Origin of the sequence: Hoyosella subflava DQS3-9A1 (genome assembly GCF_000214175.1) — a bacterium.
GTDB lineage: Bacteria > Actinomycetota > Actinomycetes > Mycobacteriales > Mycobacteriaceae > Hoyosella > Hoyosella subflava.
Window position 1 is genome coordinate 2,807,390 of sequence record NC_015564.1, and the last position, 22,091, is coordinate 2,829,480.

A 22,091-nucleotide genomic window follows, 5' to 3' on the forward strand; every position below is an offset into this window, starting at 1 on the left:
CCCGTCACGTGCTGTAGTCAATTGTCCCGTCGTGGTTCCACACTGCTGTCGCGCCGCTGTGACCTGCGATGACAGACTGCACGATCAGTGCCCCCGCACCCAACACGAGCAACACCGAAAGCACGATCCCCAGCGCCCCGCGGTACAGCGTCTTGCCCGGCGCCGAAACGATGTACGCGATCACCGCTACCAATGCGTAAGCGACGGTGATGTAGAACAGCCGGTCACCGTCTTGCTCGTGCTCGGCGGCGACTCGCAACTCTTCTGGGGGCGCCGTGGCGCTGATCGCGATGAGGAGGCTTTGGCCGCTTTCCCGCGCGACGAACGCGGACGCTGCGGCAGCGAGGGAAACTAGCAGCAGCGGCAGCCGGGCCCACGATCGAGTGCGCGGTACCACGAGGAGGACACCGAGAAGGCCAGCGAGCGGAATGAAGACGACGGCGGCGTGCACCACGAGCGGGTGCAGCGGCAGGTCAAAGACTTGATCGAACACAGCAACCCTCCGGATGTCCGGTTTGTTGCTTCAAACGTACCCGACGCGGACACCCAGCCTGATGGCATTGTGTAGGCATGACGCCTCCAGGTTCCTCAGCTGCTACGCCTCGCAGTCGAGCGGCAGCTCTGCGGCTCGCAGTTCTGCTCCTCGGTGCAGGCACGATGCATTTCGTCACGCCCAAGCTGTTCGACGCGATCGTGCCCAAGTATTTGCCAGGTGACGCGCGTGGCTACACCTACGCCTCTGGTGTCGCGGAACTTGCTATCGGTGCGTCACTGCTCGATCCGCGAACGCGAAGGACAGGCGCGACACTCGCGCTTCTGCTTTTTATCGCGGTGTTTCCCGCGAACGTCCAGATGGCGATCGATTGGCTGCGCAGCGACAAGATCCCCACGGCAGGCAAAGTTGGTGTTGTTGCCAGGCTGCCACTTCAGATCCCCATGGTCACTGAGGCAATGAAAGCGCGGGGGCGCTCCGGGGTGGTGTAGTGGTTTGTGAGAGCGGGCAAAACGTACAGTCCGTCGCCGGGTCTGTACGTTTTGCACATGCTCATCAATGAAGGGTAGGGCTCCCAGTCAGCTCATCCCCCTCAGCTCATCGCAGCCCTATCCGCCTCACTCAGCTGAATAATCTGCACATAGTTGCCGTCGGGATCGATCGCGGTGCCGAAGAAGCTGCCCTCGCGGTCCTCCAGTTCAGCCAGCCACTGCGCGCCTGCCGCGGTCAGCTGGTCAGCGACGGCCTGTGCATCCTCCACATCGAAATTGAGGATCATCCGGCCCGGTTCGAGGTTCTTCTCCCCCACGTCATCGCGTGAGTCGATCAGCACGTAGAACCCGCCGAAATTCAGGACCTGGTAGCCCCCGTCCGGTGAGGTTTCGGCGGTGACTCCGAACGCCTTCGCATAGAAGTCACGCAGCCGCGCTGGTTCGCTGCTCGCGAGCAGCATGCTGTCGAGCTTCGGTGTTCCCATGAGTTCGTCTCCTTTGGTGTGCAGAATCGCTTCCACTCGTATTGACCATCCGGGACACGAAACCTCATCGCGGACCCACCTATACTGCTAGACCTCCAGCAGCTGGTTCTGCTCCCGTTTGAGGGAAAGCCAACACCACACGGCGATCGCGCTCGTCAGCACCGCGGTCGCCATCAGCTGGTTGCGGGCAGCGGGGTCGAACAATGCGAGAACGGCCACCGAGCCGAGCATCGCCAGTGTGAAGTACGAGAGGTACGGGAACGCCCACATCTTCAGCGGCAGCTGCGACGCCGTTCCGTTGCGCTCCGCTTTGCGGCGCAACCGGATCTGAGACACCGTCACGTACGTCCACAGAACAAGGATGGTGGAGCCGACAGCGTTCAGCAGCAGCGGCAGAACCTTATCCGGGGCAACATAGTTCAAGAAAACTGTCACAAAGCCGAAGGCCACCGAGGCGAGTACGGCGTTGCGGGGCACACCGTTGCGCGTCACAGCAGCGAACGCGGAAGGTGCCCCACCCCGTTCCGCGAGCGAATAAATCATGCGGGACGCACTGAACAGCATCGCGTTCAAAGACGACAGCAGCGCGACCACGATCACGAAGGCCATGAGCGCAGCAGCACCGGGCACCTTCGCCACCTCGAGGACCGCAACGAACGGACCGCTCGACAGCGCTGGTGAATCCCATGGCATGACAGCGACGATGATGAACACTGAGCCGACGTAGAACACTAGAATTCGCCACACGAGGGTGCGGACCGCACGGGCAATGTTCCTGCGCGGGTTCGATGTTTCGGCCGCTGCGATGGCGATGATCTCGGTGCCGCCGAACGCGAACACGACGATCAGGAGGCCTGCTGCGATGCCGGTGATGCCGTTGGGCGCGAATCCGTCACCCCCGATCAGGTTGGTGAGCCCCGGGGAACTGACGTTCGGCAGCCACCCCAGCAGGAGCGCCGCGCCGATCACAAGGAAGCCGATGACGGCAGCAATTTTCAATGTGGAGAACCAGAACTCGAACGCGCCGAACCGGGCGACTCCAAGCAGGTTGACCACGGTGAACACGCTCATGAAGACGAATGCCGCAGACCATTGAGGAATGCTGGGGAACGTCGCGGTGGTGATCGCTGCCGCTGCGGTGGCTTCCGCCGCGATGACGGCCACCACCTGCACCCAATACAGCCAGCCGATCGTGCGGCCAGCCACCGGCCCGATCGCGCGTTCCGCGTGTACGGAAAACGCGCCGCTCGACGGGTTAGCGGCGACAAGTTCGCCCATCATCCGCATCACAAGGACGACGAGGAAACCAGCGATGATGAACGACACGAGGATTGCCGGTCCCGCGACACCGATTCCCGCGCCCGACCCGACGAAAAGGCCAGCGCCGATGGCGCCGCCGAGGCTCATCATGACCAGTTGACGCGGCTTCATCGCCTGGCGCAGAACGGGGCCGCCAGCCGGTTTACCGTGCGGCGCCGGTGATCTGAGTGTTTCTACTGTGCTCAACGTATTCTCTCCTGGTCAGACGAGCTGATCGAGTGCGATTTCGAATGCTGTGGCCGCGATCTCGGTGGGCAGCGCGGAACGCGTGTGGCACCGTTCCAGCGCGGCGCCGATCACCCGCGACACGTCGCCGAAGATGGCTTCGTCTGACACTTCAATGCCACCCTGCATGAGCAGAGCGAACGCGCGTGCCATGCCGCTGTTCGCGATGAAGTCCGGCACTACGGCGACGCTCTTGTCTGCGTACTCGTAGGTGGGGCCGTAGAAGATCTCTGGATCCGCGAATGGCACATTGGCACCGCTGGAAACAACTTCGAGTCCCGCGTGGATCAGCGCATCAAGCTGGTCTCGTGTGACGAGACGCGAGGCGGCGCACGGCAAGAACACGTCAGCACCGATGGACCACACCTGCTGATTGATCTCCTCGAACGGGATGACATTGGCAGCGTTGAGCTGGTTGCCGTTCTTGGCTAGATAGAGGTCGCGGATCTCGGGGAAGTCGAATCCCTCCGGCTTGAGGAGTCCGCCCGCACGGTCGATGATGCCGACGATCTTCGCGCCAGCACTCGCGAGATAGTAGGCGGCGGCAGCACCGACATTGCCCCAGCCCTGCACGATGACGCGCTTGCCAGTGACGTCACCGCCATACACGCGGTAGTAGTGCCGGACAGACTCGGCGACACCCCAACCGGTGATCAGATTAGCGACGGTGTACTTCGCGCTGTGGTCCGGCGTGTAGCGCGCGTCCTCGACCACTTTGGCGACACCGAGGCGCAACTGTCCGACGCGCTGGACGCGCTCCCGGTCGTCAGCGGCAAAATGGCCGTTGACCACACCCTCCTGTGGGTGCCACAACCCGTAGCTCTCGGTGATGGGCACGACCTCGTTTTTTTCGTCGACGTTCAGGTCGCCGCCGGTCCCGTAGTACGCCTTCAGCAGCGGCGCAACCGCTTTGAACCAGCGGCGCAGCACGCCGTCTTTGCGTGGGTCGGTGGGATCGAAATCGATTCCGGACTTCGCTCCGCCGATCGCAGGCCCTGCGACGGTGAACTTCACTTCCATGGTTTTCGCGAGCGACTCGACCTCACGGCGGTCGAGGCCTCTGCGCATTCTGGTGCCACCGCCGGCCGCACCTCCGCGGAGCGAGTTGATCACGGTCCAGCCCCGTGCGGATGTTTCCGTGTCATGCCATTCGAAGACGATTTCCGGTGGTTTCTCTTCGAACCGTGTGAGCAGGTGCTTCATGGCTACCTTCGGGTTGAGGTGTGAGGTGCGCCATCAGGTGGCGCTAGCTGTTAGCGCCATCACTGTGTCGGGGGTCACGATGCTCCCGCAACCTCGCCCGTTGGGGGTTCTCACCCTGCGCAGCACGGTGCCGGATTTCCCCCGAGTTCCTAGTCAGATTGACTAGTTCATTTCCGGTATGCGGGGGCCTTCGTTGATCGCGAAGGGTCGAGTGTGTGCAGCAGTGGCAATGACCGGTACGGGACGATGACCGACAGCACCATCAGGCTGGTCGACCGCACAACGAATGGGGACTTCGCGATATCGATCAGGGTGCGCTGCAGGCCTTTGTGGGACGCCGCCGCGATGCGGCACAGCACGTCACCCGTCCCTGTCGTCGCGAACGCTTCGAGCACCCCCGGGACGGCACGCAACTCCTCGGCGACTTCCTCCAGGGCACCCTGCGCGGTTTCGAGGACCGCGAAGGCCTGAACCTCGAAACCTGCGGCTGCGATATCGAGGTGCGGTTCGTAACTGGCGATGACGCCTGCTTCTTCGAGCTTGCGAAGCCGCGCCTGCACGGTCGCCCGCGCGACTCTGATCCGCCGCGAGGTCTCGAGCACCCCGGCTTGCGGGTATTCGTGCAAGGCGTCGATCAGCGCGAAATCCACCTCGTCGAGCTTCACGAACGCGCTCATGACTTTCCCTTCACCGCGCCGGACTGCTAGTCAAAATGTATATCAAAAGGTGTCCTCGCGGCGCAGAAGTCGGCGCACTGACCAGCTAATTATGGCGATATTGCCAGATCTCAGCGCATCAGTTTTCGTAGTGACGTACGCAACAGCGCCTAAGGAAGGCAATCCCGATGACACTCGAACAGACTCTCACCGACGCGGAGAAGCTTGCGGACCTCGACCTCGCTCAGCTCAAGACGCTCGTCGGGCTTGTGGAGTACGACGGCAGCAGCGACCCGTTTCCCGTCAGCGGCTGGGACGCGATCGTGTGGGCCGTCGGCAACGCCACCCAGACGTCGCATTTCTTCCAGTCCGCCTTCGGCATGGAACTGATCGCTTACTCAGGTCCGACGACCGGTAACCGTGACCATCACGCGTTCGTGCTGCGCAGTGGAGCGGTCCGATTCGTCATCACTGGAGCTGTGGATCCGGCAAGTCCGATCGCCGACCACCACCGCCGCCACGGTGATGGTGTCGTCGACATCGCGCTCACCGTCCCGGATGTTGACCGTTGTATCGCGCATGCACGCGCCCAGGGCGCGACGGTTCTCGCCGAACCGCACGATGTGTCAGATGAGCACGGCACGGTCCGTCTCGCCGCGATCGCCACCTACGGCGACACCCGCCACACCCTCGTCGACCGTTCCCGCTACAACGGGCCCTATCTGCCCGGTTACGCGGAGCGCACCTCGACTTTCACCAAGCGCGAAGGTGCTCCTAAACGAATCTTCCAGGCCCTCGACCACGTGGTCGGCAACGTTGAGCTCGGCAGAATGGACGAGTGGGTCTCCTTCTACAACCGGGTGATGGGTTTCACGAATATGGCTGAGTTCGTCGGAGAAGACATCGCCACCGACTATTCCGCGCTGATGAGCAAGGTGGTGTCGAACGGCAACCACCGGGTCAAGTTCCCGCTCAATGAGCCCGCGATCGCGAAGAAGCGCTCCCAGATCGATGAATACCTCGACTATTACGGTGGGCCCGGTGCTCAGCACCTCGCTCTCGCCACCAACGACATCCTGACCGCTGTGGACACGCTGCGCGCGGAGGGCATCGAGTTTCTCGCCACGCCGGACAGCTACTACGAGGACCCGGAACTGCGCGCACGAATCGGCGAGGTACGGGTCCCGATCGAGGAGCTGCAGAAGCGTGGCATCCTCGTCGACCGTGACGAGGACGGTTATCTGCTGCAGATCTTCACCAAACCGCTCGTCGACCGGCCGACCGTGTTCTTCGAACTCATTGAACGCCATGGTTCACTCGGCTTTGGCATCGGCAACTTCAAGGCCCTTTTCGAGGCGATCGAGCGGGAACAAGCCGCACGCGGCAACTTCTAACTTTGCTGCGCGGGAAGGGTTGCAGGAACGGGGTTCTCGGGCGGCTATACGGCCTGCCCGCCTCTGAGCGACAACTGGCATTGCTGTCGCTCTGAGGTGGGCAGACCAAATGCAGTCCGCTGCGTGTCAGCTCACCGCGAAGAACACTCGCCCGTCACGGGAGAAGCTCTGCTGTTTCCAACTGAACCGCGGTCTCGATGACCTGGATTGTGCACTGAATCACAGCCGGAGAAATTTCTTCGGTATTGTCGACCGTGCTCGTGAATTCCGCGATAAGGCAGGTTTCTTTATGGCGATTATGGTTGCAGTGACCGATACCGACGAGGGCGCCTACGCGCTAGCCACCGCAATTCGGGAAGCACGCGAGTTGCACACTAATCTGGTGATCTTGAACCTTGCGGCGCGCCGGGTCGACACCTCATCGATTCCGTCGGACGTGCCGGTGGATATTGTCACCAGGAATGGCCCGGAGGATCGGGATCATGCGCAGGTCATTTTGAGTCAGATCCACGAGCATGAGGGCGTGACGAGGCTGATCCTTGGGGTGCACAGGCGCAGCCCTGTGGGTAAAGCAACGCTCGGCAACGTCAGTCACCGAGTCCTTCTGGAGGCGCCGGTCCCGGTACTCGCGGTGAAGGTTCCGGAATAGCCGAGTCAGGCCCGCTCGGCCTCGACGATCGACCCTGGGCCGACAGTCGGGACGACGCGCGTGAGTGTCAGGCCCGCGCTGGCGAGGAGTGTGCGGTACTGCTCCTCGGTGCGTTCCTTTCCGGTGGCTTGGACCAGCATTTCGAGGTCAAGCCATTTACTGAAGTGTGGAGCATTCCCTTTGGGCACAACAGATTCCATGAGCAACACTTTGCCGGCTGGGTTCATGGCGTCTCGGATATGCTTCAGGATTTGTTTCGCTTTCTCGTCTTCCCAGTCGTGAATGATGTTCTTCATGACGTAGGCGTCCGCGTTTTCAGGTACACCCTCGAAGAACGATCCCCCGGCGATGGTGCAGCGGTCGGCGACGCCCGCTTCGCGCAGCACAGCGTCTGCCCCCGCTACGACCGGTTCCAGGTCGAACAGGATCCCGCGGCTGTTGGGCGCCTGTTTGAGGATGGCCGCCAGCAGTTGTCCGTGGCCGCCGCCCACATCGGCGATCACACCGAACTGTGAGAAGTCGTACGCGGCGAGCAGCGGGGCGGTGACCATTTTCGACGTCGACGTCATCGCACGGTTGAAAACGGTCCCGAACTCTTCGTTGTTCTCCGTGAATTCGAAGAGCGGCATCCCGCGCAGCTTCTCGAGCGCGGGCTTGCCCGTTTCCACGGAATAGTCGAGGCTCGCCCAGTGCTCCCAATGGATTGGATGCCCGAACATCAGAATGAGATCGCGCACCGTGTCAGGTGAGTCCTTCCGCAGCGGATCTCCCGCTGGCCCCAGTGCGAACCTGCCTTGTGCGTCTTCGGTGAAGATTCGGTGTGTAGCGAGGGCACGCATCAGCCGGTACGTCGCGTCGGGATTCGTTCCCACGCGTTCCGCGATCTCGTCGGCGGTGCGCGGACCATCGGCCACGACACTCGCAATATCGAACTTAGCGGCGACGTACAGTGCTTGGGCTGTCCATCCGCCGGTAATGAGTTCTAGCAGCGTAACGGGCGCGGGCACCATGCGCTGCGCCGCTTTCTGCAAAGTTCCTCGCACGCTGTTCACGACCCGGACGAGTCGCGCTGGAGGCATTCGGCGCTCACTGTCAGGCATATCTTCTCCTCAGGCACTCGTTCGTTGCCCAAGGTACCGTGCGGGCGCGGAGACGGTGGCGAAACAGTTCGGTGTCAGGGCATTTTCACTTCCGCGGCTGTCAGTTGGAGGACACGTTCGGCCGTCACTCCGGGCGCAGTCTCCACGAGTGTCAAGCCTGACGGAGTGACGTCGAGGACCGCGAGGTCCGTGATTACCCGGTTGACGACTCGTTCCCCAGTCAGCGGCAGAGTGCACGAGGGCAGGATTTTCGGCTCACCTTTCTTGGTGACGTGTTCCATCAGCACTATGACGTTGCGTGCGCCGTGGACAAGGTCCATCGCCCCGCCCATGCCTTTGACCATCGCACCTGGCACCATCCAGTTCGCGAGATCACCGGATGCGGACACTTGCATGCCGCCGAGCACAGCGGTCCCGATATGGCCGCCGCGGATCATGCCGAACGACAGAGACGAATCGAAGAAAGCGCCGCCCGGGTTCACGGTGACGGTTTCTTTGCCCGCGTTGATCAAGTCTGCGTCGACAGCGGAATCTTGCGGGTACGGCCCTGTCCCGAGGATGCCGTTTTCCGAATGCAAGATGACTCGTACGCCATCGGGAAGGTAGTTCGGGATCAAGGTGGGCAGCCCGATGCCGAGGTTGACGTACTCCCCTGGGCTAAGTTCTTGTGCGGCACGCTGCGCCATTTCGTGGCGGGTCCAGCCGAGTTTCTCCGCAACTACAGCGGTCATACGGGAGCCTCCTGCGTGATGGTGCGCTTCTCGATGCGTTTGGTCTGAGGCCCCGCGTGGACGAGGCGGTCAACGAAGATCCCCGGTAGATGCACTGTGGCCGGATCGATCTCGCCGACATCGACAAGATTTTCGACCTGGGCGATGCAAACCTTTCCTGCCATCGCGGCGAGCGGGTTGAAATTCATCGCGGACTTGTTGAACACGAGGTTGCCGTAGGTGTCCCCGATTTCAGCGTGCACTAGCGAGTAGTCAGCGCTGATCGCCTCTTCAAGGAGGTAGCGACGCCCATTGAACTCGCGGACTTCTTTCGGGCGGGACGCGACCGCGATGGAGCCGTCCGGCGCGTAACGCCACGGCATTCCACCGTTCCCGACGGGCGTACCCACGCCCGCCGGGGTGTAGAAAGCGGGGATGCCGGTGCCGCCCGCACGCATCCGTTCGGCGAGTGTGCCCTGCGGGGTAAGTTCGACTTCCAGTTCGCCCGCCAGGTATTGCCGGGCGAATTCTTTGTTTTCCCCGACGTAGGAGGCCGTCACCCGTTTAATTCGCTTTGCGCTCAAGAGGATGCCTAAACCGAAATCGTCCACACCACAGTTGTTGGAGTACACCTCGAATTCGGTGCTGTCCCCTGCCGCGATCGCTTCGATCAGCGCGTCAGGTATCCCGCACAGTCCGAAACCGCCGACTGCGAGCGTGGACCCGGACTCGATGTCCGCGACCGCGGATACGGCATCTGGGTAGAGTTTGCTCATTGTGCGCCTCCACGCGACGGCAGAATCCGTCCTGCGACCTCACCAAATCCGATGCGAGTTCCGGCCAGACCGGGCGCGGTGGCGGTGATGACGACCTCATCTCCGTCTTCCAGGAATGTTCTCTCTTCACCGTTGACGAGTACGGGTTCAGCCCCGCCCCAGGTCAGCTCGATGAACGCGCCCCTTTGATTCTTCTCGGGTCCGGAGATGGTGCCTGAACCGAAAAGGTCACCGGTGCGGGTCGAGGCACCATTCACTGTGGTGTGGGCGAGCATCTGTGCAGGCGACCAGTACATCGGCGCGTAGGGCGGACGCGAGATGGTGTCACCGTTCCAGTGCACTTCGAGGTCGACGTCGAGCCCCCAGTTTTCTTTACCCCGCAGGTACGGCAGCGGTTCGGGATCTTGCACGGGCGTGGGTACACGGGCTGCTTCGAGCGCCGCCAGAGGGACCACCCAAGCGGAAATAGTTGTCGCGAAGCTCTTCCCGAGGTTCGGGCCGAGCGGCACGTACTCCCAGGCCTGAATGTCACGTGCCGACCAGTCGTTGAGGATCACGGCACCGAAGCAGTGCTCCGCGAACTCGTCTGGCGAAATCGACTCGCCCATTCGCGATCCGACACCCACGATGAACCCGAGTTCCACTTCAATGTCGAGACGGACGGAGGGGCCGAATACGGGTGCCGGGTCGTTGGGGCCTTTGCGCTGCCCCTGTGGACGGATGATGTCCGTCCCAGTTACCACGACGGTGGATGAGCGTCCGTGATAGCCGACCGGAAGGTGCTTCCAGTTCGGCATTAGCGGCTCCGCGTTGGGCCGGAACAGGCGGCCCAGGTTCGACGCGTGATGTTCGGATGCGTAGAAGTCGACGTAATCCGCTACTTCGATGGGCAGGTGCAGCGTCACGTCGCTCACCGCATGGACGGCAGCGTCGGGAATGTCTTCGGCGATGAGTTCTTTGATCCGGGATCGTGTCTTGTCCCATGCGGCCCTGCCTTGGGCCATGAAGGGGTTCAGCGTCGGCTGGGCGAACACGTCGTCACCGAGAGCGACGGAAAGGTCGACGACGGAATCCGCGACGCGGACACCCACTCTCGGCAAGGGGTTGTCCTTCGTAGAGAACGATCCGTATGGAAGGTTCTCACTGCCGAAGAACGAATCGGCGGGAATGGCGATGCGGGTCATGCTGAAGTTCCTTGTGTCAGAGCGGATGCGGGTACGAGGCCGAGCGCAACGAGGTCTTCGAGCGGCTCAATGATGCTGCACGTTCCGAACGAGACGAACGTTGCGCGAACCGCCGCAGCTCGATGCGCGTCGAGGTTGGCGATCCTGACCGCCACGACGCTGCCGTCGCGCTGCTCGAGATCAGCGGCTACCTGGCGGACGCTACCGCCGCGCAGCGCCGTATCAACAGCGAGGAGGACGTTGAGAAACCCGTGCTGTTCGAAGCCCGTGTCGTGCGCGGTGTTGCGGATAGCGTGATGCAGCCCAGCTGTGGCTTTAAAGGCGATGCCAGCTGTGACCGTTGCGATGATCGCCTCAGCAAATTCTTGCGAGTCGGGATGCATCTCCGGTTTGATGCCGCCGGTGCGGAACTTCGCTCGATACGGTGTAGTGCGCAGCGCTTCGAGCATTGGTTCGCGACGATCGTCGCGCGGAATCTCAACGAACACATCGATATTTGAGTCAGCCAGGGCTGTCGAGAGGTCGATTAGGAACTCGTCGACCGAACCGGGCGCAACAACCTCGATCGCTTTGAGCACCACAGGGAGAGCAGCAGCGTCGCGCAGGATCGCCGGTATCTGGCCGGGCCCTTTCGGTGCTGTAGCGGCGACGGGCAGAGCGGTCTTGCGACTAGCGAGCAGCGAACCGAGACGTGGCATCGCATCGGCGCCGATGATGAAGGGTCCGACGAGTGCCGAGTATGGGGCACGTTCGTGGTCGCTGTGCGCCGGGATGGCTTCATCGAGTGGCATCAACCCCGGGGGGAAGATCGCGGCGTTGTCGCACAGACCTTTGAGGATCTCGGGAATCATGAATTTTTGAGTCACTTCTTTAGTCCCCTTCCCCAGCTCCACGCGTATTCCGGGTCTTCACATGCGAGCGCGCCTTCACCGAGTTCGAGCGGACGGAAGGTGTCGACCATGACGGCGAGTTCGTCGAAGTAGTCAACGCCAATGCTGCGTTCGACGGCGCCAGGTTGCGGCCCGTGTGCGTGACCGCCCGGATGTACCGAGATTGATCCTTGGGCGATGCCCGAACCTTTCCGTGCCTCGTAGTCGCCGCCGCAGTAGAACATGATCTCGTCGGAGTCGACGTTCGAGTGGTAGTACGGCACGGGAATCGAGTCAGGGTGGTAGTCAACCTTGCGGGGCACGAAGTTGCAGATCACGAAGTTATGCCCCTCGAACGCTTGGTGTACTGGCGGCGGCTGGTGGATGCGGCCGGTGAGGGGTTCGAAGTCGTGGATGCTGAATGTGTAGGGGTACAGGCAGCCGTCCCATCCGACGACGTCGAAGGGGTGGGTTGGGACTACATACCGTGTTCCCACGATCCCTTTCGAGGTGCGGTGCTTCACGAGAACTTCAACATCTTCTCCCTCAGCTTCTAGCGGGGCTGTGGGGCCGTGCAGGTCCCGCTCGCAGAAGGGCGCATTCTCCAGGAACTGTCCGAAGCGAGAGAGGTAACGCTTCGGCGGCACGATATGGCTGTTGGCCTCCATCGTGTACGCGCGCAGCGGTTCGTCGCCGTTGGGCACCCAGCGATGCGTAGTGGCCATCGGCAGTAAGACATAGTCGCCAGCCTTCGCTTCCAGCGCTCCGAACACGGTTTCCGCTGTGGCGCTGCCGGATTCGACATACACCATTTCGTCGCCAACGACGTTGCGGTAGAGCGGTGACGGCGTGGCGGAAACAACGTACGAGATGCGGACATCCGCGTTGCCCAGAATGAGGCGACGCCCGGTCACCACGTCAGTTGAGCTCCAGACCTCTTCGGGGAACAGGTCGTGGAGCTTGAGGTGGCGCGGCTTAAGTGGATGGTTCGGCGTAGTTGTCTGGTCCGGCAGGTCCCAAACGGTCGCGTCGATTATGGCTGAGGGGATGTTGCGGTGGTACAGCAACGACGAATCTGAGGAGAAACCTTCCTCGCCCATCAACTCCTCGTAGTACAGCGCGCCCTGTTCGTTGCGGTGCTGCGTGTGCCGCTTCGGCGGGATGGTGCCGAGTGAGCGATAGAACGCCATGTTCGTCTCCTAGCAGATTCCAAAAGTAGTTCATACATGAATCATTATGGTTAGAGGATAGCTCACACATGAACCATTGGGAAGAGGCCGACCATCAGCTCTTGTCCCGGGCGTCGAACCCGTGGCTACCCGCGATGAGCTTGTTGAGAAGCATCACCAGGAGGCGCTGCTCCACCTCCGTCAATGCGTCCGTCCACGCCGCCTCCCGTTCGTTGTGCTCCGAGAAAACATCGCGCATCTCGCGCTCACCCGCGTCCGTCAGTGAAAGCAGGGCCGAGCGTCCGTCACCCTCGCCGCGCGAGCGGTCCACCACCCCCTCCGCTACGAGCGCTTTCACCAGATTCGACACAGCAGCCCTGGTCATACCGGACAAAGCAGCGATTCGACGCGGCTCGGCAGGGCCAACGATCCAGATCGTGAGCATCAGCCGGAAGGCCGCCCAGGAGCGGCCGCGTGGCCGGTGCGTCACCGATTCGAGATCGTAGGTCACTACGCTCGACGCCCGGTTGAGCGTCATCAGCAACTCGGTAGCCTGAGGATGCGGAAAGCCGAACTCCTCCCCCAGGCGACGCTTCGCAAGCTCAATGTATGACCAGAAATCGAGCTCCTGCGCATCCGCTGATGACATTTACCCACCCTCCACAAAGTAATTCACTCACTAACTATATACCGGAGACAGGTGGAACGGGTCGGAGTGACCCAGACCATGGTGTTTCCCTGGAACCGTGGGAGGGGCGCGTGCGTCGGTCATAGGTATGCGACGTTTCCGACTGCTCTCTGTCCTGAGTGCAACCTTCTTCGTGCTGGTCGCGGGGTGCGTTGCGCCCGCTGCGGGCTCCGAGCAGAGCGACGCCGCGTATCAGCCCGAAGCATCGCGGGCCTATTCCGAACGGCATGGCATCCCCTACTACGACACCGACCCGTACCAATATCCGTACCATCCCTGCGTCGAGATACCCCCCGACGTCATCGAGGCGCTTGGCCACGATCCGGCTAGTGGTGAACGGGACACTCTCGGGCGACCAAACGCAGGATGGCGAACGTGCACGTGGACAAATCGAGATCCGTGGTTCTCGGTTTCAATCGCATCGACTTCTTACACACTCGCGGATTGGCGTGCCAATGCCGAGTATCACGAATTCGAAACCTCAACGATCCATGAACGTCCCGCGTTGCAGGCGCGCTGGGCCAAAGACACAGCCGACAGCTGCCATATCGCCATTCCCGCAGCACCGGGTATGGCCATGATGACGTTCAGCACAGGCTCGTCTCGGAACAAACCACCTGCTGGCCAGACGTCGTGCAGCATGGCCACCCATTACCTCAGCGATTTCGAACCTTACCTACCCGCCGCTTTCGGTCACGGAGACCTCAGTGAGTGACACACCAACCGGCACTGGTCCGATTCCCTACTTCGGCACCCTGATCGGTTCCATTGAAGCGGGCGAACTCCACTGCACGGCAGAATCGCTCGGCAAGCTCGCACAGAACTGCCAGGCGTTCACGGACGAACTGCGCAATCTACGTGAGAAGTTCATCCGGCAAGAACGCTTGAATTCCGGCTGGGGGCAGCTTCCGTCGGGCCGCGCGATCGCGCAGCACTTCGCGGACAAGGAGGCCGAGATGGTCAGCGTCCTCGATCAGCACATCGCCATTGTTGAGCGAATGGAAGCGTTCTTCGTGTCGACGCGAGATTCCTACCTCGCGACCGAAGCAGCAAACTCAGCACCGTTTCAGTTGGGATCCTTCGGCCCTACATAGCGCATTGTCGGCACGGACAAAATGTACATACACCGTCGGTGTTCTGCACGTTTTGACCGTCACCGGAAAAAGTCATACCGCTCTACACATCTTCCTCCGGGGTAAATCTAGGCTTCAAGTCCCACTTCCCGTTCCGCGCCAACGAGTTCATCGGCGTCGACGCCTACTGGGTTCGGTTCGGCAGCGATCGCCAGCGCCTCCTGGAATTCACGCTGGCCTGTTTGCGAACCGAGCAGCATGGCAAGCCGGGTGAGGAAGCCTTCGCGATCGTCGACCTGGTCTAGCGCATCGGAGAGGCCTGCCCACACGTTTTCCCGGAGCCGCTCTTCAGGTGCGAGCACTGAACTCATGTGTACCAGTACCTGACCCCCGATCGGTGCGGTACCTACCCGCAGATGCTCAGCGATCCTGCTGAGCTGCACCATTGACGACACACGTGCGAGCACAAGGCCATCCGGACGGATCACAAAAACCTCCCCTGGCCGAGCACCAAGAGCCTCACTAAGTCCCTGGTCCTCCGTACCGACGGCGACCGCGGTGACAGGCTCAGGTTTCAGCTGCTGGGCCAGGACCGTCGCGAATGAGGCGAGGGAAGCGGCGGCGACATCATCGATTCCGATGCCAAGCAACGTAAAGCCGTTGCCGCGCAACTCGTTCAGCGACGTGCGCCCGATCTTCCGGTCCTCCAGCGGGTCACCGGGCAGCACACCGACTGTGCCCGCCTGTACAGGCCAGGTCAACGGTGACAGACGCGCATGAGTGGCGCTTGATTGACGCGGATTGATGAGGTGCGCGAACTCGGGCCGCGCGGTAGCGAGTTCGAGAACTGCGTCACGGGTCGCGCGGTAGCCAGGGCTTCCCGGCGACATGATGAGAGTCGACTTCCCTGCGTTGTCGATGTTCTGCTCCCAGGCAGCACGCCGCTCAGCCGAGTATGCCGCCAGCAACGAAGGCTCCGCTGTGCCATTGACGACAGCGGCCAGTTGCCACGACAGCGTTTCCGCATCCTCCATGCCCGAATTCAGTCCGCGTACCCCAAAAATCGGCACTAGATGCGCGGCATCACCGGCAAATATCACGCGTCCGTGCACGAAACTATCGAGCGCGAGGGCACGCGCACCGTAAAAACCGTGCCACTCCAAGGTCCACGGCGAATCGTTGCCAAGCCAGGCCAGATGACGCGCAATGCGCTCGCGGATCCGTTCCTCCTGCGTCTCGGTGTCCACGTCCTCGCTCGGATCCAGCTGGTAATCGATGCGCCAAATGTCATTGGGCTGCTGGTGCATGATGATCGTCGACCCGGGGTTGCTGGGCGCGTCGAACCACACCATCCGCTCAGCTGGCAGACCCGACTTCCAGTGAATGTCCGCGATCACGTAACGACCGGTGTAACTGGTGCCCTGCAGCTTCAGGTCCGCGAGTTCCCGTGTCTTGCTGCGCCCTCCGTCCGCTGCGATCACCCACTGGGCACGCAGTCCACGAGGTCCAAAAGCGGTATCGAGGTGGACCGTGACGGCATCCGAATCCTGATTGAACCCGGCGATGCTCGTCTGCCAGTGAAGGGTGATCAGCGGATTCTGTTCGATCGCGTCGACCATGAGTTGCTCGAACTCCGACTGTGACACGTTGACCATTGGCGGGCGCACATCGTGGTCACGGTGTGGCATCTGGAACCGCAGCACTTCCCGATCACGGTAAAAGCTGCGCCCACCCACCCATGGCAGCACGATCCGCTCCAGTGCGTCACCGAAGCCGAGACGTTCCGCGACTTCCAGGCTGTGCCTCGAAACGCAGATCGCGCGAGAACCAAACGAAACCTGGTCAGCGGCTTCGATGAGGGTAACGGGGATTCCGCGCTGCGCGAGGCCGAGCGCCGCTGCCATCCCCACCGGGCCCGCACCCACAACTAGGACGGGTATCGGCTGGCCGGTCACCGGCATGGAGGAGAAGTTGGACGGCGGATACTTACGGGGCTGATAGTAGGTCGACATTGCTTAGGCTTCCTTCTCTGCGGAGAGACGTGCGTCGTGTGGGCTGCGAAGGAGCAGAATGCTTGTCAGGCTCACCGCTGCGAGGAAGACGAAGTACACAGTGATCGCTGCTGACGTGTTGAAATGCGCGTACAGCCACGTGGCGGTGATGGGAGCGAGCCCGCCACCGAGAATCGCGCCTACCTGGTAGCCGAGGGACGCACCGCTGTACCGGATATGGGCGGGAAAAAGCTCCGAGAAGAGCGCCGATTGCGGGCCTGCGCAGCAACCCAGGATGAACCCCATTGCGATCATCGCGAACGCCATAATAGGGATGGAACCTGTGTTGATGAGGGGGAAGAACAGCCCAGCGATCACCACAAGTGCGATCGATGCGCGGATGTAGACGAAGCGGCGGCCGTACTGGTCTGACTTGTGGGCGCTGAACGCCATGCCAGCCATCCAGAACGGGCACGAAGCGATGAGAAGGAACAGCATCGTCGTGCGGTGGAAGCCGAGCACGGCGTCGCCGTAGCGCAGGATGTACACCATGTAGGCGTAGGCGATGCCGTTCGTGGCGATGAAGGTTCCACCCGCGAGCAGGACGGTGCGCCAGTGGTTCGACAGCACCTCAGCCAGCGGCAGGCGTGCTTCACGATCCGAGTTCTTGACGGCCTTGAAGTCGGGGCTTTCTTCTAGGCTCAGCCGGATCCACATCGCGACGGCGACGAGCACCGCACTGAACAGGAACGGCACGCGCCAGCCCCACGATTCGAACGCAGCATCGTCGAGGGTGAAAGCGAGCACGAGGAAAACTAGGTTCGCGGCGAGAACACCAGCGGGAACGCCGAGTTGCGGGGCCGCGCCATAGAGTCCGCGTTTCCCTTCTGGCGCGTTCTCGGTGGCAACGAGGACGGCACCGCCCCACTCACCGCCAACTCCGAGGCCCTGGATGAAACGCAGGGTCACTAGGAGGATCGGGGCGGCGACACCGATCGTCGCGTAACTGGGCAGGAGGCCGATCGCGACGGTCGCGAATCCCATCAGAAGCAGTGACACGACGAGCATTGATTTGCGCCCGATTTTGTCCCCGAAGTGTCCCATGACGATGCCGCCGATGGGGCGTGCAATGAACCCCACCGCGAGGGTGGCGAACGCGGCGAGTGTGCTCGCGACGTCAGAGTTGCTCGGGAAGAACAGCGGGCCGAGCACGAGTGCCGCTGCTGTGCCATAGATAAAAAAGTCGTACCATTCGATCGCGGTGCCGACGAAGCTGCCGAGGGCGGCCTTGCGTGCGACCCTGGGATCTTTCGTACTGGCGACGCGCGGGCGCCGATCAAGGGTTGTCATCGTGGGGTTGCCTTTCAGACAGTGAATAGCTCATCGAGCTCTGTCTTTGAGTATGTGCTGGCTCACAACCCCTGAAAAGCGGAAGTTTCCGGGTAACTAATTCGGTTATGCCGAAGAATATGTTTTAAGGGCGAACTCGATGAACGCCCGCGTGACCCGGCTCGGGAGAGACTGGGGATGCCACGCCACCACAATCGCGACCGGTTCCATCTCCGGTTCCGTAACCTTTTTGACGGCAACCTCGAGCCCCTCGTACGTGACGTCCAACGCGGGGCGCTGGACGAGAAGTGTCCAGCCAAGTCCGCGCCCAACGAACGCGCGCGCCGTTTCATAGTTACGCGTCCGGTACGCGACCCGCGGTGCGAACCCGGCCTTCCGGCACATGTCCATTGCATGGCTCGAACTCGGTGGAGCGTCGAGTAAAACCATTGGCTCGTCCGCGAGATCAGCGAGCCGGAGGGTCGTGCGGCTCGCGAGGGGATGATTTTCCGGCAGAACGACGCTCGGTGTGCGGCGCATCAGGACCTCAGTGCGCCACTCCGGGGAGAGGCCAAGGTCGTATACGATGCAAACATCGATTTCACCGCCCTCGATCTGAGTGCGCAATCGATCCTGATTGTCTTCGCGGAATTCCACCGTCGCGCGCGGGTGACGGTGCGTGAACCCGTGCAGCAGTGAAGGCAGCACCGTCGGACCGAGCGAGGGGTAGCACCCGACAATGACCGGCCCCACAACGCCGCCGCTCTCCCCAGCCGCGTCTTCCTGAATCTCGTTCGCGTGCTGCAGAAGCACTCGCGCGCGCCTCAGCACTGCTTGCCCCGTCGGTGTCAGAGTGACGCCGTGCGCGCGTCGCCGAACGCAAAGCTGAGAGTTCAGCGCCCGTTCCAGATCAGTGATCGACGTTGACAGCGCCGACTGCGATAGATGCATGCGTTCCGCTGCCGCCGCGATGGTGCCCGTCTCCGCGACCGCCACAAATGCGGCAAGCTGCCGCATCGTGTAGCTCGGTACTCCATCACCGCGGGCCATGAGATGACGGTACCTGTACCGCACATCACGCGGGATAATGCGGGGACACGTCCATCGGCCATCAAGGCTAGGGGGCACACCATGAATGAGGCTATTAAGCACCGGGATAGCTCATGTGTGACGGCCGAGCGCGGATTCCTCCCGCCCGTCGACCCCCTGACGAGGCTGCCGGAGGAGTTCACACCGTGGGAGGAGATCGCCCGCGAACTGCCCAAGCTTCTTGCGACCACGCGGGTCCAGACGTTCCTCGATCCCGCTCAGCCGTTCGCTGCAAGCGCGCTCCGCACGCCCGCGGAACTCGAACGCGCAATGCTCCTTCTGTCGTTCCTCGGTCACGCGTACGTCTGGGGTGACGCCCAGCCGGCGTACCGACTGCCCGCATCTTTGGCGGGGCCCTGGTACTCCGTTGCGGCGAAGCTTGGCCGTCCACCCGTGCTGTCGTATGCGTCGTACGCTTTGCACAACTGGCGGCGCATCGACCCTGATGGTCCGGTCGCACTCGGAAATATCGTGTTGCTGCAGAACTTTCATGGAGGCATTGATGAGGAATGGTTCGTGCTCGTCCACGTCGACATCGAAGCGCGGGCCGGTGGGGCGCTCGCCGCAATTCCTGATGCGCTAAGAGCTGTCCACGAAGATCGTGCCGACCGCCTTGAACGTGCGCTCGTTGCGATCGCGTCAGCGCTTGAAGGGATGTACCGGACGCTCAACCGAATGCCGGAACACTGCGATCCGTACATCTACTACCATCGGGTGCGGCCGTACATTCATGGCTGGAAGAACAACCCCGCGCTGCCCGACGGGCTCATCTATGACGGCGTCGACATGTATGCGGGACGGCCCCAGCAGTTCGCTGGCGAAACCGGTGCCCAAAGCGCAATCATCCCGGCCTTGGACGCTGCGCTTGGTGTTGCCCACGGAGACGATCCGCTCCGTCCGTACCTGCTTGACATGCGCAACTACATGCCTCGGGAGCATCGCAGTTTCATCACCGAGATCGAAGCTGGCCCGTCCGTCGCCACCTACATCGAGAAACATCGGGACCATGAAGGGCTCCGCGAGGCGTACAACGCGTGCCTCAACTGGCTGGAACGGTTCCGCACAAAGCACCTCGAATATGCGGCTACCTACGTTTTCAAACAGGCACAAACCAGCCCCGCGAACCCCACCACAATCGGCACCGGCAGCACACCGTTTCTGCCGTACCTGAAGAAGCATCGCGATGAGACGGTGGGTCGGCTGATTCGGTGACGTCCTACCCAGTCGGGTACAGCACACTCATGATTTCGCGAGCGATCTGATTGGCTGACCCGCCCTGCCCTTCGGGACCATCCTGAAGATTGCAGAGCACGATCAAGGTGAGTTCACGGTCAGGGTCGTACCCCATGAAGGACTGGTAGCCCGGCAACGACCCGTCATGACCGAGCATCGGACCGAACTGGGCGAGCGCAAGGCCGTACCCGGGGCTCGCGGGGTCATCCGGATTGATCGGTGTCACGCTGTCGAGACGTTCCTGCTGCAGCGACGACGGCAGAAGCGTCTCCCCAGCGATAAGCGCTTCCACATAGTCGGCGAGGTCTTCCGCCGTGGAGATCGCGGCACCTGCGGACCAGCCCCACGACGGGTTCATGTCGGTCACGTCATTGGGTAGCAACTCGCCAGCTTCGGCGGCGGCAATCTCGTCGTCAGGCAACCGAGGGCTCTCAAGCGTCGACACGTTCGTCCCGAACATATAGCCCCGCGCGTGCGGGTCGGGGATGCTCGCATCCTCGCGCGCCGGGAAGAAAGTGTTGCCCATATCGAGTTCGCCGTAGATACGTTCCTGGAAGACGTCCTCAAGCGGTTGACCGGTGAGATCCTCGATTATCAAGCCAGCGAGAACTGTGTTGGTGTTGGAGTAGTGGAACCCGTCGCCCGGCTCGAAGTACGGCTCTTCCTCCAGTGCGAGTGCCACAAGCTCGTCAGGCTCCCACACGCGTGCCGGGTCATCGTCGAGCACCTGATTGAACGACTCGAGTTCCGAATAGTTGTAGAGGCCGCTCGTCATGTCGAGCATCTGGCGGATGGTGATGTTTTCCCCGTTGGGAACGTCTGGACGGTAGTCCGAAACGGGATCGTCGAGGCCGATTAGTCCTTCGTCGACAAGCTGCAACATCACTGTGCCCGTCATCGTTTTCGTGTTCGATCCGACGCGGAAATGATCGCCGGTATCGACCGGCTCGTCCTCACCGACCGCCCGCGTACCGAACGCTTCTAGCCACTCGGTGTCAGGATCCCGGACCAGCACGACCGTCCCGGGTATCAGCATGTCGCTCATCGTTGATTCGATACCGGGCGTGAGCGCGGCCCCCAGATCTTCCGGGAGCGCCTCACCGGTGGCCTCGGTTGTTTCACCGTTCGGCGTTGTCGTTTGTACGGTCGCGGTCGCGGTCGCGCCGTCGTCATCGCCATTTTCTTGGGCAGTACAGCCGACAGTGACCAGACTCAACGCTGCTATTCCAGCTATCGCGGGACGGAAGGACCACATAGCGCCTCAATTCTTCAGAGCCTGTTGAAAAGTATCCTCCCGCGCGGGCGAGTCTGTGCAGTTTTTCGGAATAAGTTGTGCGGTTCCGTGCTACCTCTTCAGCACACGGAACCACAGGTTAGTAGCGTGCTCGGCGTGGGAGACATCTTTCCGTTCGAGGCGAACCCTGGCCCCGCCTCCTGGGAGGTCGTAGAGGCGGACTCCGTCCCCTAGCATGACGGGCGCGATACACACAAGGATCTCGTCTAACTCGCCCGCAGCAAGGCATTGCTTCGCCACGGAGGCGCCGAGGACGTTGACGTACTTGTCCCCCGCTGCGTCTTTCGCCAGCCGAATAGCCTCCTTGAGGCTGCTGGCAAAGATCGTCTCCGGCAGATCATCTTTAGGCGGCCAGTGGGTAAGAACGATGGAGGGCCCCCGCCAGCCGCCGCCGAACGCCTCACCTTCCGCTTCGGTGCCTTTGTACGGGTCGTCGCCGCCGAACGTGCGCTGACCCACCAGGAGCGCACCGACTTGCGGCATGAGTTCGTCAATCGTCGGATTCGGTCCTAAGTACTCGGTCAGCCACGACATGTCACCGTCGGGGCCAGCGATGAAACCGTCGAGGGACATCGTCGCCGAGTACAGCAGCTTCGCCATGAGTATCAAGCCTAACCGTCAGTTGTGAACCCGAACAGATCGCGGACCCTAACCGCCAGATAAGTTGATC

The 22,091-nt window shown here is 61.9% G+C and carries 23 protein-coding genes; 6 read left to right on the top strand and 17 right to left on the bottom strand.

Annotated elements, in window-relative coordinates; genetic code table 11:
* Nucleotides 1–4: 4 nt before the first annotated feature.
* Complete coding sequence (locus tag AS9A_RS22745) at nucleotides 5–493, bottom strand: DUF2231 domain-containing protein (protein WP_013807553.1); 489 nt, start codon at nucleotides 491–493, stop codon at nucleotides 5–7.
* Nucleotides 494–570: 77 nt separating this feature from the next.
* Here AS9A_RS22745 and AS9A_RS13260 point away from each other — a divergent pair, with 77 nt between their 5' ends.
* Nucleotides 571–984: a DoxX family protein gene (locus AS9A_RS13260; protein ID WP_013807554.1), complete on the top strand. Its 414-nt coding sequence runs from the start codon at nucleotides 571–573 to the stop codon at nucleotides 982–984.
* 101 nt (nucleotides 985–1,085) lie between these two features.
* On the opposite strand, the gene AS9A_RS13265 is transcribed toward AS9A_RS13260, so the two are convergent.
* The 4 genes from AS9A_RS13265 to AS9A_RS13280 form a co-directional block, all read right to left on the bottom strand.
* Nucleotides 1,086–1,469 (bottom strand): VOC family protein, encoded by a 384-nt coding sequence (locus AS9A_RS13265; protein WP_041451924.1) that lies wholly within the window; start codon nucleotides 1,467–1,469, stop codon nucleotides 1,086–1,088.
* Nucleotides 1,470–1,556: 87 nt separating this feature from the next.
* Complete coding sequence (locus AS9A_RS13270; protein ID WP_049793900.1) at nucleotides 1,557–2,900, bottom strand: amino acid permease; 1,344 nt, start codon at nucleotides 2,898–2,900, stop codon at nucleotides 1,557–1,559.
* 90 nt (nucleotides 2,901–2,990) lie between these two features.
* Nucleotides 2,991–4,217, bottom strand: a complete 1,227-nt coding sequence (locus AS9A_RS13275; protein WP_013807557.1) for a Glu/Leu/Phe/Val dehydrogenase dimerization domain-containing protein — start codon at nucleotides 4,215–4,217, stop codon at nucleotides 2,991–2,993.
* Between the two features lie 167 nt (nucleotides 4,218–4,384).
* Nucleotides 4,385–4,894 carry an Lrp/AsnC family transcriptional regulator gene (locus tag AS9A_RS13280; protein WP_013807558.1) on the bottom strand — a complete coding sequence of 170 codons (510 nt, stop codon included), beginning with the start codon at nucleotides 4,892–4,894 and terminating at the stop codon, nucleotides 4,385–4,387.
* Nucleotides 4,895–5,061: 167 nt separating this feature from the next.
* Here AS9A_RS13280 and hppD point away from each other — a divergent pair, with 167 nt between their 5' ends.
* Complete coding sequence (hppD, locus tag AS9A_RS13285) at nucleotides 5,062–6,267, top strand: 4-hydroxyphenylpyruvate dioxygenase (protein WP_013807560.1); 1,206 nt, start codon at nucleotides 5,062–5,064, stop codon at nucleotides 6,265–6,267.
* Between the two features lie 109 nt (nucleotides 6,268–6,376).
* Complete coding sequence (locus AS9A_RS13290) at nucleotides 6,377–6,916, top strand: universal stress protein (RefSeq protein ID WP_013807561.1); 540 nt, start codon at nucleotides 6,377–6,379, stop codon at nucleotides 6,914–6,916.
* Between the two features lie 5 nt (nucleotides 6,917–6,921).
* Here AS9A_RS13290 and AS9A_RS13295 read toward each other — a convergent pair whose 3' ends face one another.
* From AS9A_RS13295 to AS9A_RS13325, 7 genes are all read right to left on the bottom strand, one after another.
* A complete protein-coding gene (locus AS9A_RS13295) occupies nucleotides 6,922–8,016 on the bottom strand; it encodes a methyltransferase (protein WP_013807562.1) in 1,095 nt (364 codons plus the stop codon).
* Nucleotides 8,017–8,090: 74 nt separating this feature from the next.
* A complete protein-coding gene (locus tag AS9A_RS13300; protein WP_013807563.1) occupies nucleotides 8,091–8,747 on the bottom strand; it encodes a CoA transferase subunit B in 657 nt (218 codons plus the stop codon).
* Nucleotides 8,744–9,502 carry a CoA transferase subunit A gene (locus tag AS9A_RS13305; RefSeq protein ID WP_013807564.1) on the bottom strand — a complete coding sequence of 253 codons (759 nt, stop codon included), beginning with the start codon at nucleotides 9,500–9,502 and terminating at the stop codon, nucleotides 8,744–8,746. The genes AS9A_RS13300 and AS9A_RS13305 overlap by 4 nt, the downstream gene beginning before the upstream one ends.
* A complete protein-coding gene (fahA, locus tag AS9A_RS13310) occupies nucleotides 9,499–10,686 on the bottom strand; it encodes a fumarylacetoacetase (protein ID WP_013807565.1) in 1,188 nt (395 codons plus the stop codon). Before fahA ends, AS9A_RS13305 begins: the two co-directional genes overlap by 4 nt.
* Complete coding sequence (locus AS9A_RS13315; RefSeq protein ID WP_322786492.1) at nucleotides 10,683–11,552, bottom strand: hypothetical protein; 870 nt, start codon at nucleotides 11,550–11,552, stop codon at nucleotides 10,683–10,685. The genes fahA and AS9A_RS13315 overlap by 4 nt, the downstream gene beginning before the upstream one ends.
* Nucleotides 11,549–12,745, bottom strand: coding sequence for a homogentisate 1,2-dioxygenase (locus AS9A_RS13320; protein ID WP_013807567.1), 1,197 nt, complete (start codon nucleotides 12,743–12,745; stop codon nucleotides 11,549–11,551). The genes AS9A_RS13315 and AS9A_RS13320 overlap by 4 nt, the downstream gene beginning before the upstream one ends.
* 94 nt (nucleotides 12,746–12,839) lie before the next feature.
* Nucleotides 12,840–13,373, bottom strand: coding sequence for a MarR family winged helix-turn-helix transcriptional regulator (locus AS9A_RS13325; protein WP_013807568.1), 534 nt, complete (start codon nucleotides 13,371–13,373; stop codon nucleotides 12,840–12,842).
* A gap of 127 nt (nucleotides 13,374–13,500) precedes the next feature.
* Here AS9A_RS13325 and AS9A_RS22750 point away from each other — a divergent pair, with 127 nt between their 5' ends.
* Nucleotides 13,501–14,127 (top strand): DUF3558 domain-containing protein, encoded by a 627-nt coding sequence (locus AS9A_RS22750; protein ID WP_013807569.1) that lies wholly within the window; start codon nucleotides 13,501–13,503, stop codon nucleotides 14,125–14,127.
* Entirely contained in the window at nucleotides 14,120–14,506 is a 387-nt protein-coding gene (locus AS9A_RS13335; RefSeq protein ID WP_013807570.1) for a hypothetical protein, read from the top strand. The genes AS9A_RS22750 and AS9A_RS13335 overlap by 8 nt, the downstream gene beginning before the upstream one ends.
* 107 nt (nucleotides 14,507–14,613) lie before the next feature.
* On the opposite strand, the gene AS9A_RS13340 is transcribed toward AS9A_RS13335, so the two are convergent.
* The 3 genes from AS9A_RS13340 to AS9A_RS13350 all read right to left on the bottom strand — a co-directional run bounded on the left by AS9A_RS13340 (nucleotide 14,614) and on the right by AS9A_RS13350 (nucleotide 18,855).
* Nucleotides 14,614–16,497, bottom strand: coding sequence for an FAD-dependent monooxygenase (locus AS9A_RS13340; protein WP_013807571.1), 1,884 nt, complete (start codon nucleotides 16,495–16,497; stop codon nucleotides 14,614–14,616).
* Between the two features lie 3 nt (nucleotides 16,498–16,500).
* Entirely contained in the window at nucleotides 16,501–17,826 is a 1,326-nt protein-coding gene (locus AS9A_RS13345; RefSeq protein WP_013807572.1) for an MFS transporter, read from the bottom strand.
* A gap of 105 nt (nucleotides 17,827–17,931) precedes the next feature.
* Nucleotides 17,932–18,855 (bottom strand): LysR substrate-binding domain-containing protein, encoded by a 924-nt coding sequence (locus AS9A_RS13350; RefSeq protein ID WP_013807573.1) that lies wholly within the window; start codon nucleotides 18,853–18,855, stop codon nucleotides 17,932–17,934.
* A gap of 81 nt (nucleotides 18,856–18,936) precedes the next feature.
* Between AS9A_RS13350 and AS9A_RS13355 the strand changes: the two genes are divergently transcribed.
* On the top strand, nucleotides 18,937–20,106 hold the full coding sequence (locus tag AS9A_RS13355; RefSeq protein WP_041451083.1) for a PrnB family protein: 1,170 nt from the start codon (nucleotides 18,937–18,939) through the stop codon (nucleotides 20,104–20,106).
* A 4-nt stretch (nucleotides 20,107–20,110) separates the two neighbouring features.
* Here AS9A_RS13355 and AS9A_RS13360 read toward each other — a convergent pair whose 3' ends face one another.
* Together AS9A_RS13360 and AS9A_RS13365 are read right to left on the bottom strand one after the other, a co-directional pair.
* Nucleotides 20,111–21,382 carry a serine hydrolase domain-containing protein gene (locus AS9A_RS13360; RefSeq protein WP_013807575.1) on the bottom strand — a complete coding sequence of 424 codons (1,272 nt, stop codon included), beginning with the start codon at nucleotides 21,380–21,382 and terminating at the stop codon, nucleotides 20,111–20,113.
* Between the two features lie 90 nt (nucleotides 21,383–21,472).
* Complete coding sequence (locus AS9A_RS13365) at nucleotides 21,473–22,021, bottom strand: dihydrofolate reductase family protein (protein WP_013807576.1); 549 nt, start codon at nucleotides 22,019–22,021, stop codon at nucleotides 21,473–21,475.
* Nucleotides 22,022–22,091 lie beyond the last annotated feature (70 nt).

Excerpts from the sequence above, each read along its gene's own strand:
- AS9A_RS13325 (WP_013807568.1), bottom strand. The coding sequence starts at position 13,373 with ATGTCATCAGCGGATGCGCAGGAGCTCGATTTCTGGTCATACATTGAG.
- AS9A_RS13340 (WP_013807571.1), bottom strand. The coding sequence starts at position 16,497 with ATGTCGACCTACTATCAGCCCCGTAAGTATCCGCCGTCCAACTTCTCC.
- AS9A_RS13260 (WP_013807554.1), top strand. The coding sequence starts at position 571 with ATGACGCCTCCAGGTTCCTCAGCTGCTACGCCTCGCAGTCGAGCGGCA.
- AS9A_RS13345 (WP_013807572.1), bottom strand. The coding sequence starts at position 17,826 with ATGACAACCCTTGATCGGCGCCCGCGCGTCGCCAGTACGAAAGATCCC.
- AS9A_RS13295 (WP_013807562.1), bottom strand. The coding sequence starts at position 8,016 with ATGCCTGACAGTGAGCGCCGAATGCCTCCAGCGCGACTCGTCCGGGTC.
- AS9A_RS13300 (WP_013807563.1), bottom strand. The coding sequence starts at position 8,747 with ATGACCGCTGTAGTTGCGGAGAAACTCGGCTGGACCCGCCACGAAATG.
- AS9A_RS13290 (WP_013807561.1), top strand. The coding sequence starts at position 6,377 with ATGCAGTCCGCTGCGTGTCAGCTCACCGCGAAGAACACTCGCCCGTCA.
- AS9A_RS22750 (WP_013807569.1), top strand. The coding sequence starts at position 13,501 with ATGCGACGTTTCCGACTGCTCTCTGTCCTGAGTGCAACCTTCTTCGTG.
- AS9A_RS13320 (WP_013807567.1), bottom strand. The coding sequence starts at position 12,745 with ATGGCGTTCTATCGCTCACTCGGCACCATCCCGCCGAAGCGGCACACG.
- AS9A_RS13355 (WP_041451083.1), top strand. The coding sequence starts at position 18,937 with ATGAATGAGGCTATTAAGCACCGGGATAGCTCATGTGTGACGGCCGAG.
- AS9A_RS13365 (WP_013807576.1), bottom strand. The coding sequence starts at position 22,021 with ATGGCGAAGCTGCTGTACTCGGCGACGATGTCCCTCGACGGTTTCATC.
- AS9A_RS13360 (WP_013807575.1), bottom strand. The coding sequence starts at position 21,382 with ATGTGGTCCTTCCGTCCCGCGATAGCTGGAATAGCAGCGTTGAGTCTG.
- AS9A_RS13275 (WP_013807557.1), bottom strand. The coding sequence starts at position 4,217 with ATGAAGCACCTGCTCACACGGTTCGAAGAGAAACCACCGGAAATCGTC.
- AS9A_RS13270 (WP_049793900.1), bottom strand. The coding sequence starts at position 2,900 with ATGAAGCCGCGTCAACTGGTCATGATGAGCCTCGGCGGCGCCATCGGC.
- AS9A_RS13350 (WP_013807573.1), bottom strand. The coding sequence starts at position 18,855 with ATGGCCCGCGGTGATGGAGTACCGAGCTACACGATGCGGCAGCTTGCC.
- AS9A_RS13305 (WP_013807564.1), bottom strand. The coding sequence starts at position 9,502 with ATGAGCAAACTCTACCCAGATGCCGTATCCGCGGTCGCGGACATCGAG.
- hppD (WP_013807560.1), top strand. The coding sequence starts at position 5,062 with ATGACACTCGAACAGACTCTCACCGACGCGGAGAAGCTTGCGGACCTC.
- fahA (WP_013807565.1), bottom strand. The coding sequence starts at position 10,686 with ATGACCCGCATCGCCATTCCCGCCGATTCGTTCTTCGGCAGTGAGAAC.
- AS9A_RS13265 (WP_041451924.1), bottom strand. The coding sequence starts at position 1,469 with ATGGGAACACCGAAGCTCGACAGCATGCTGCTCGCGAGCAGCGAACCA.
- AS9A_RS13280 (WP_013807558.1), bottom strand. The coding sequence starts at position 4,894 with ATGAGCGCGTTCGTGAAGCTCGACGAGGTGGATTTCGCGCTGATCGAC.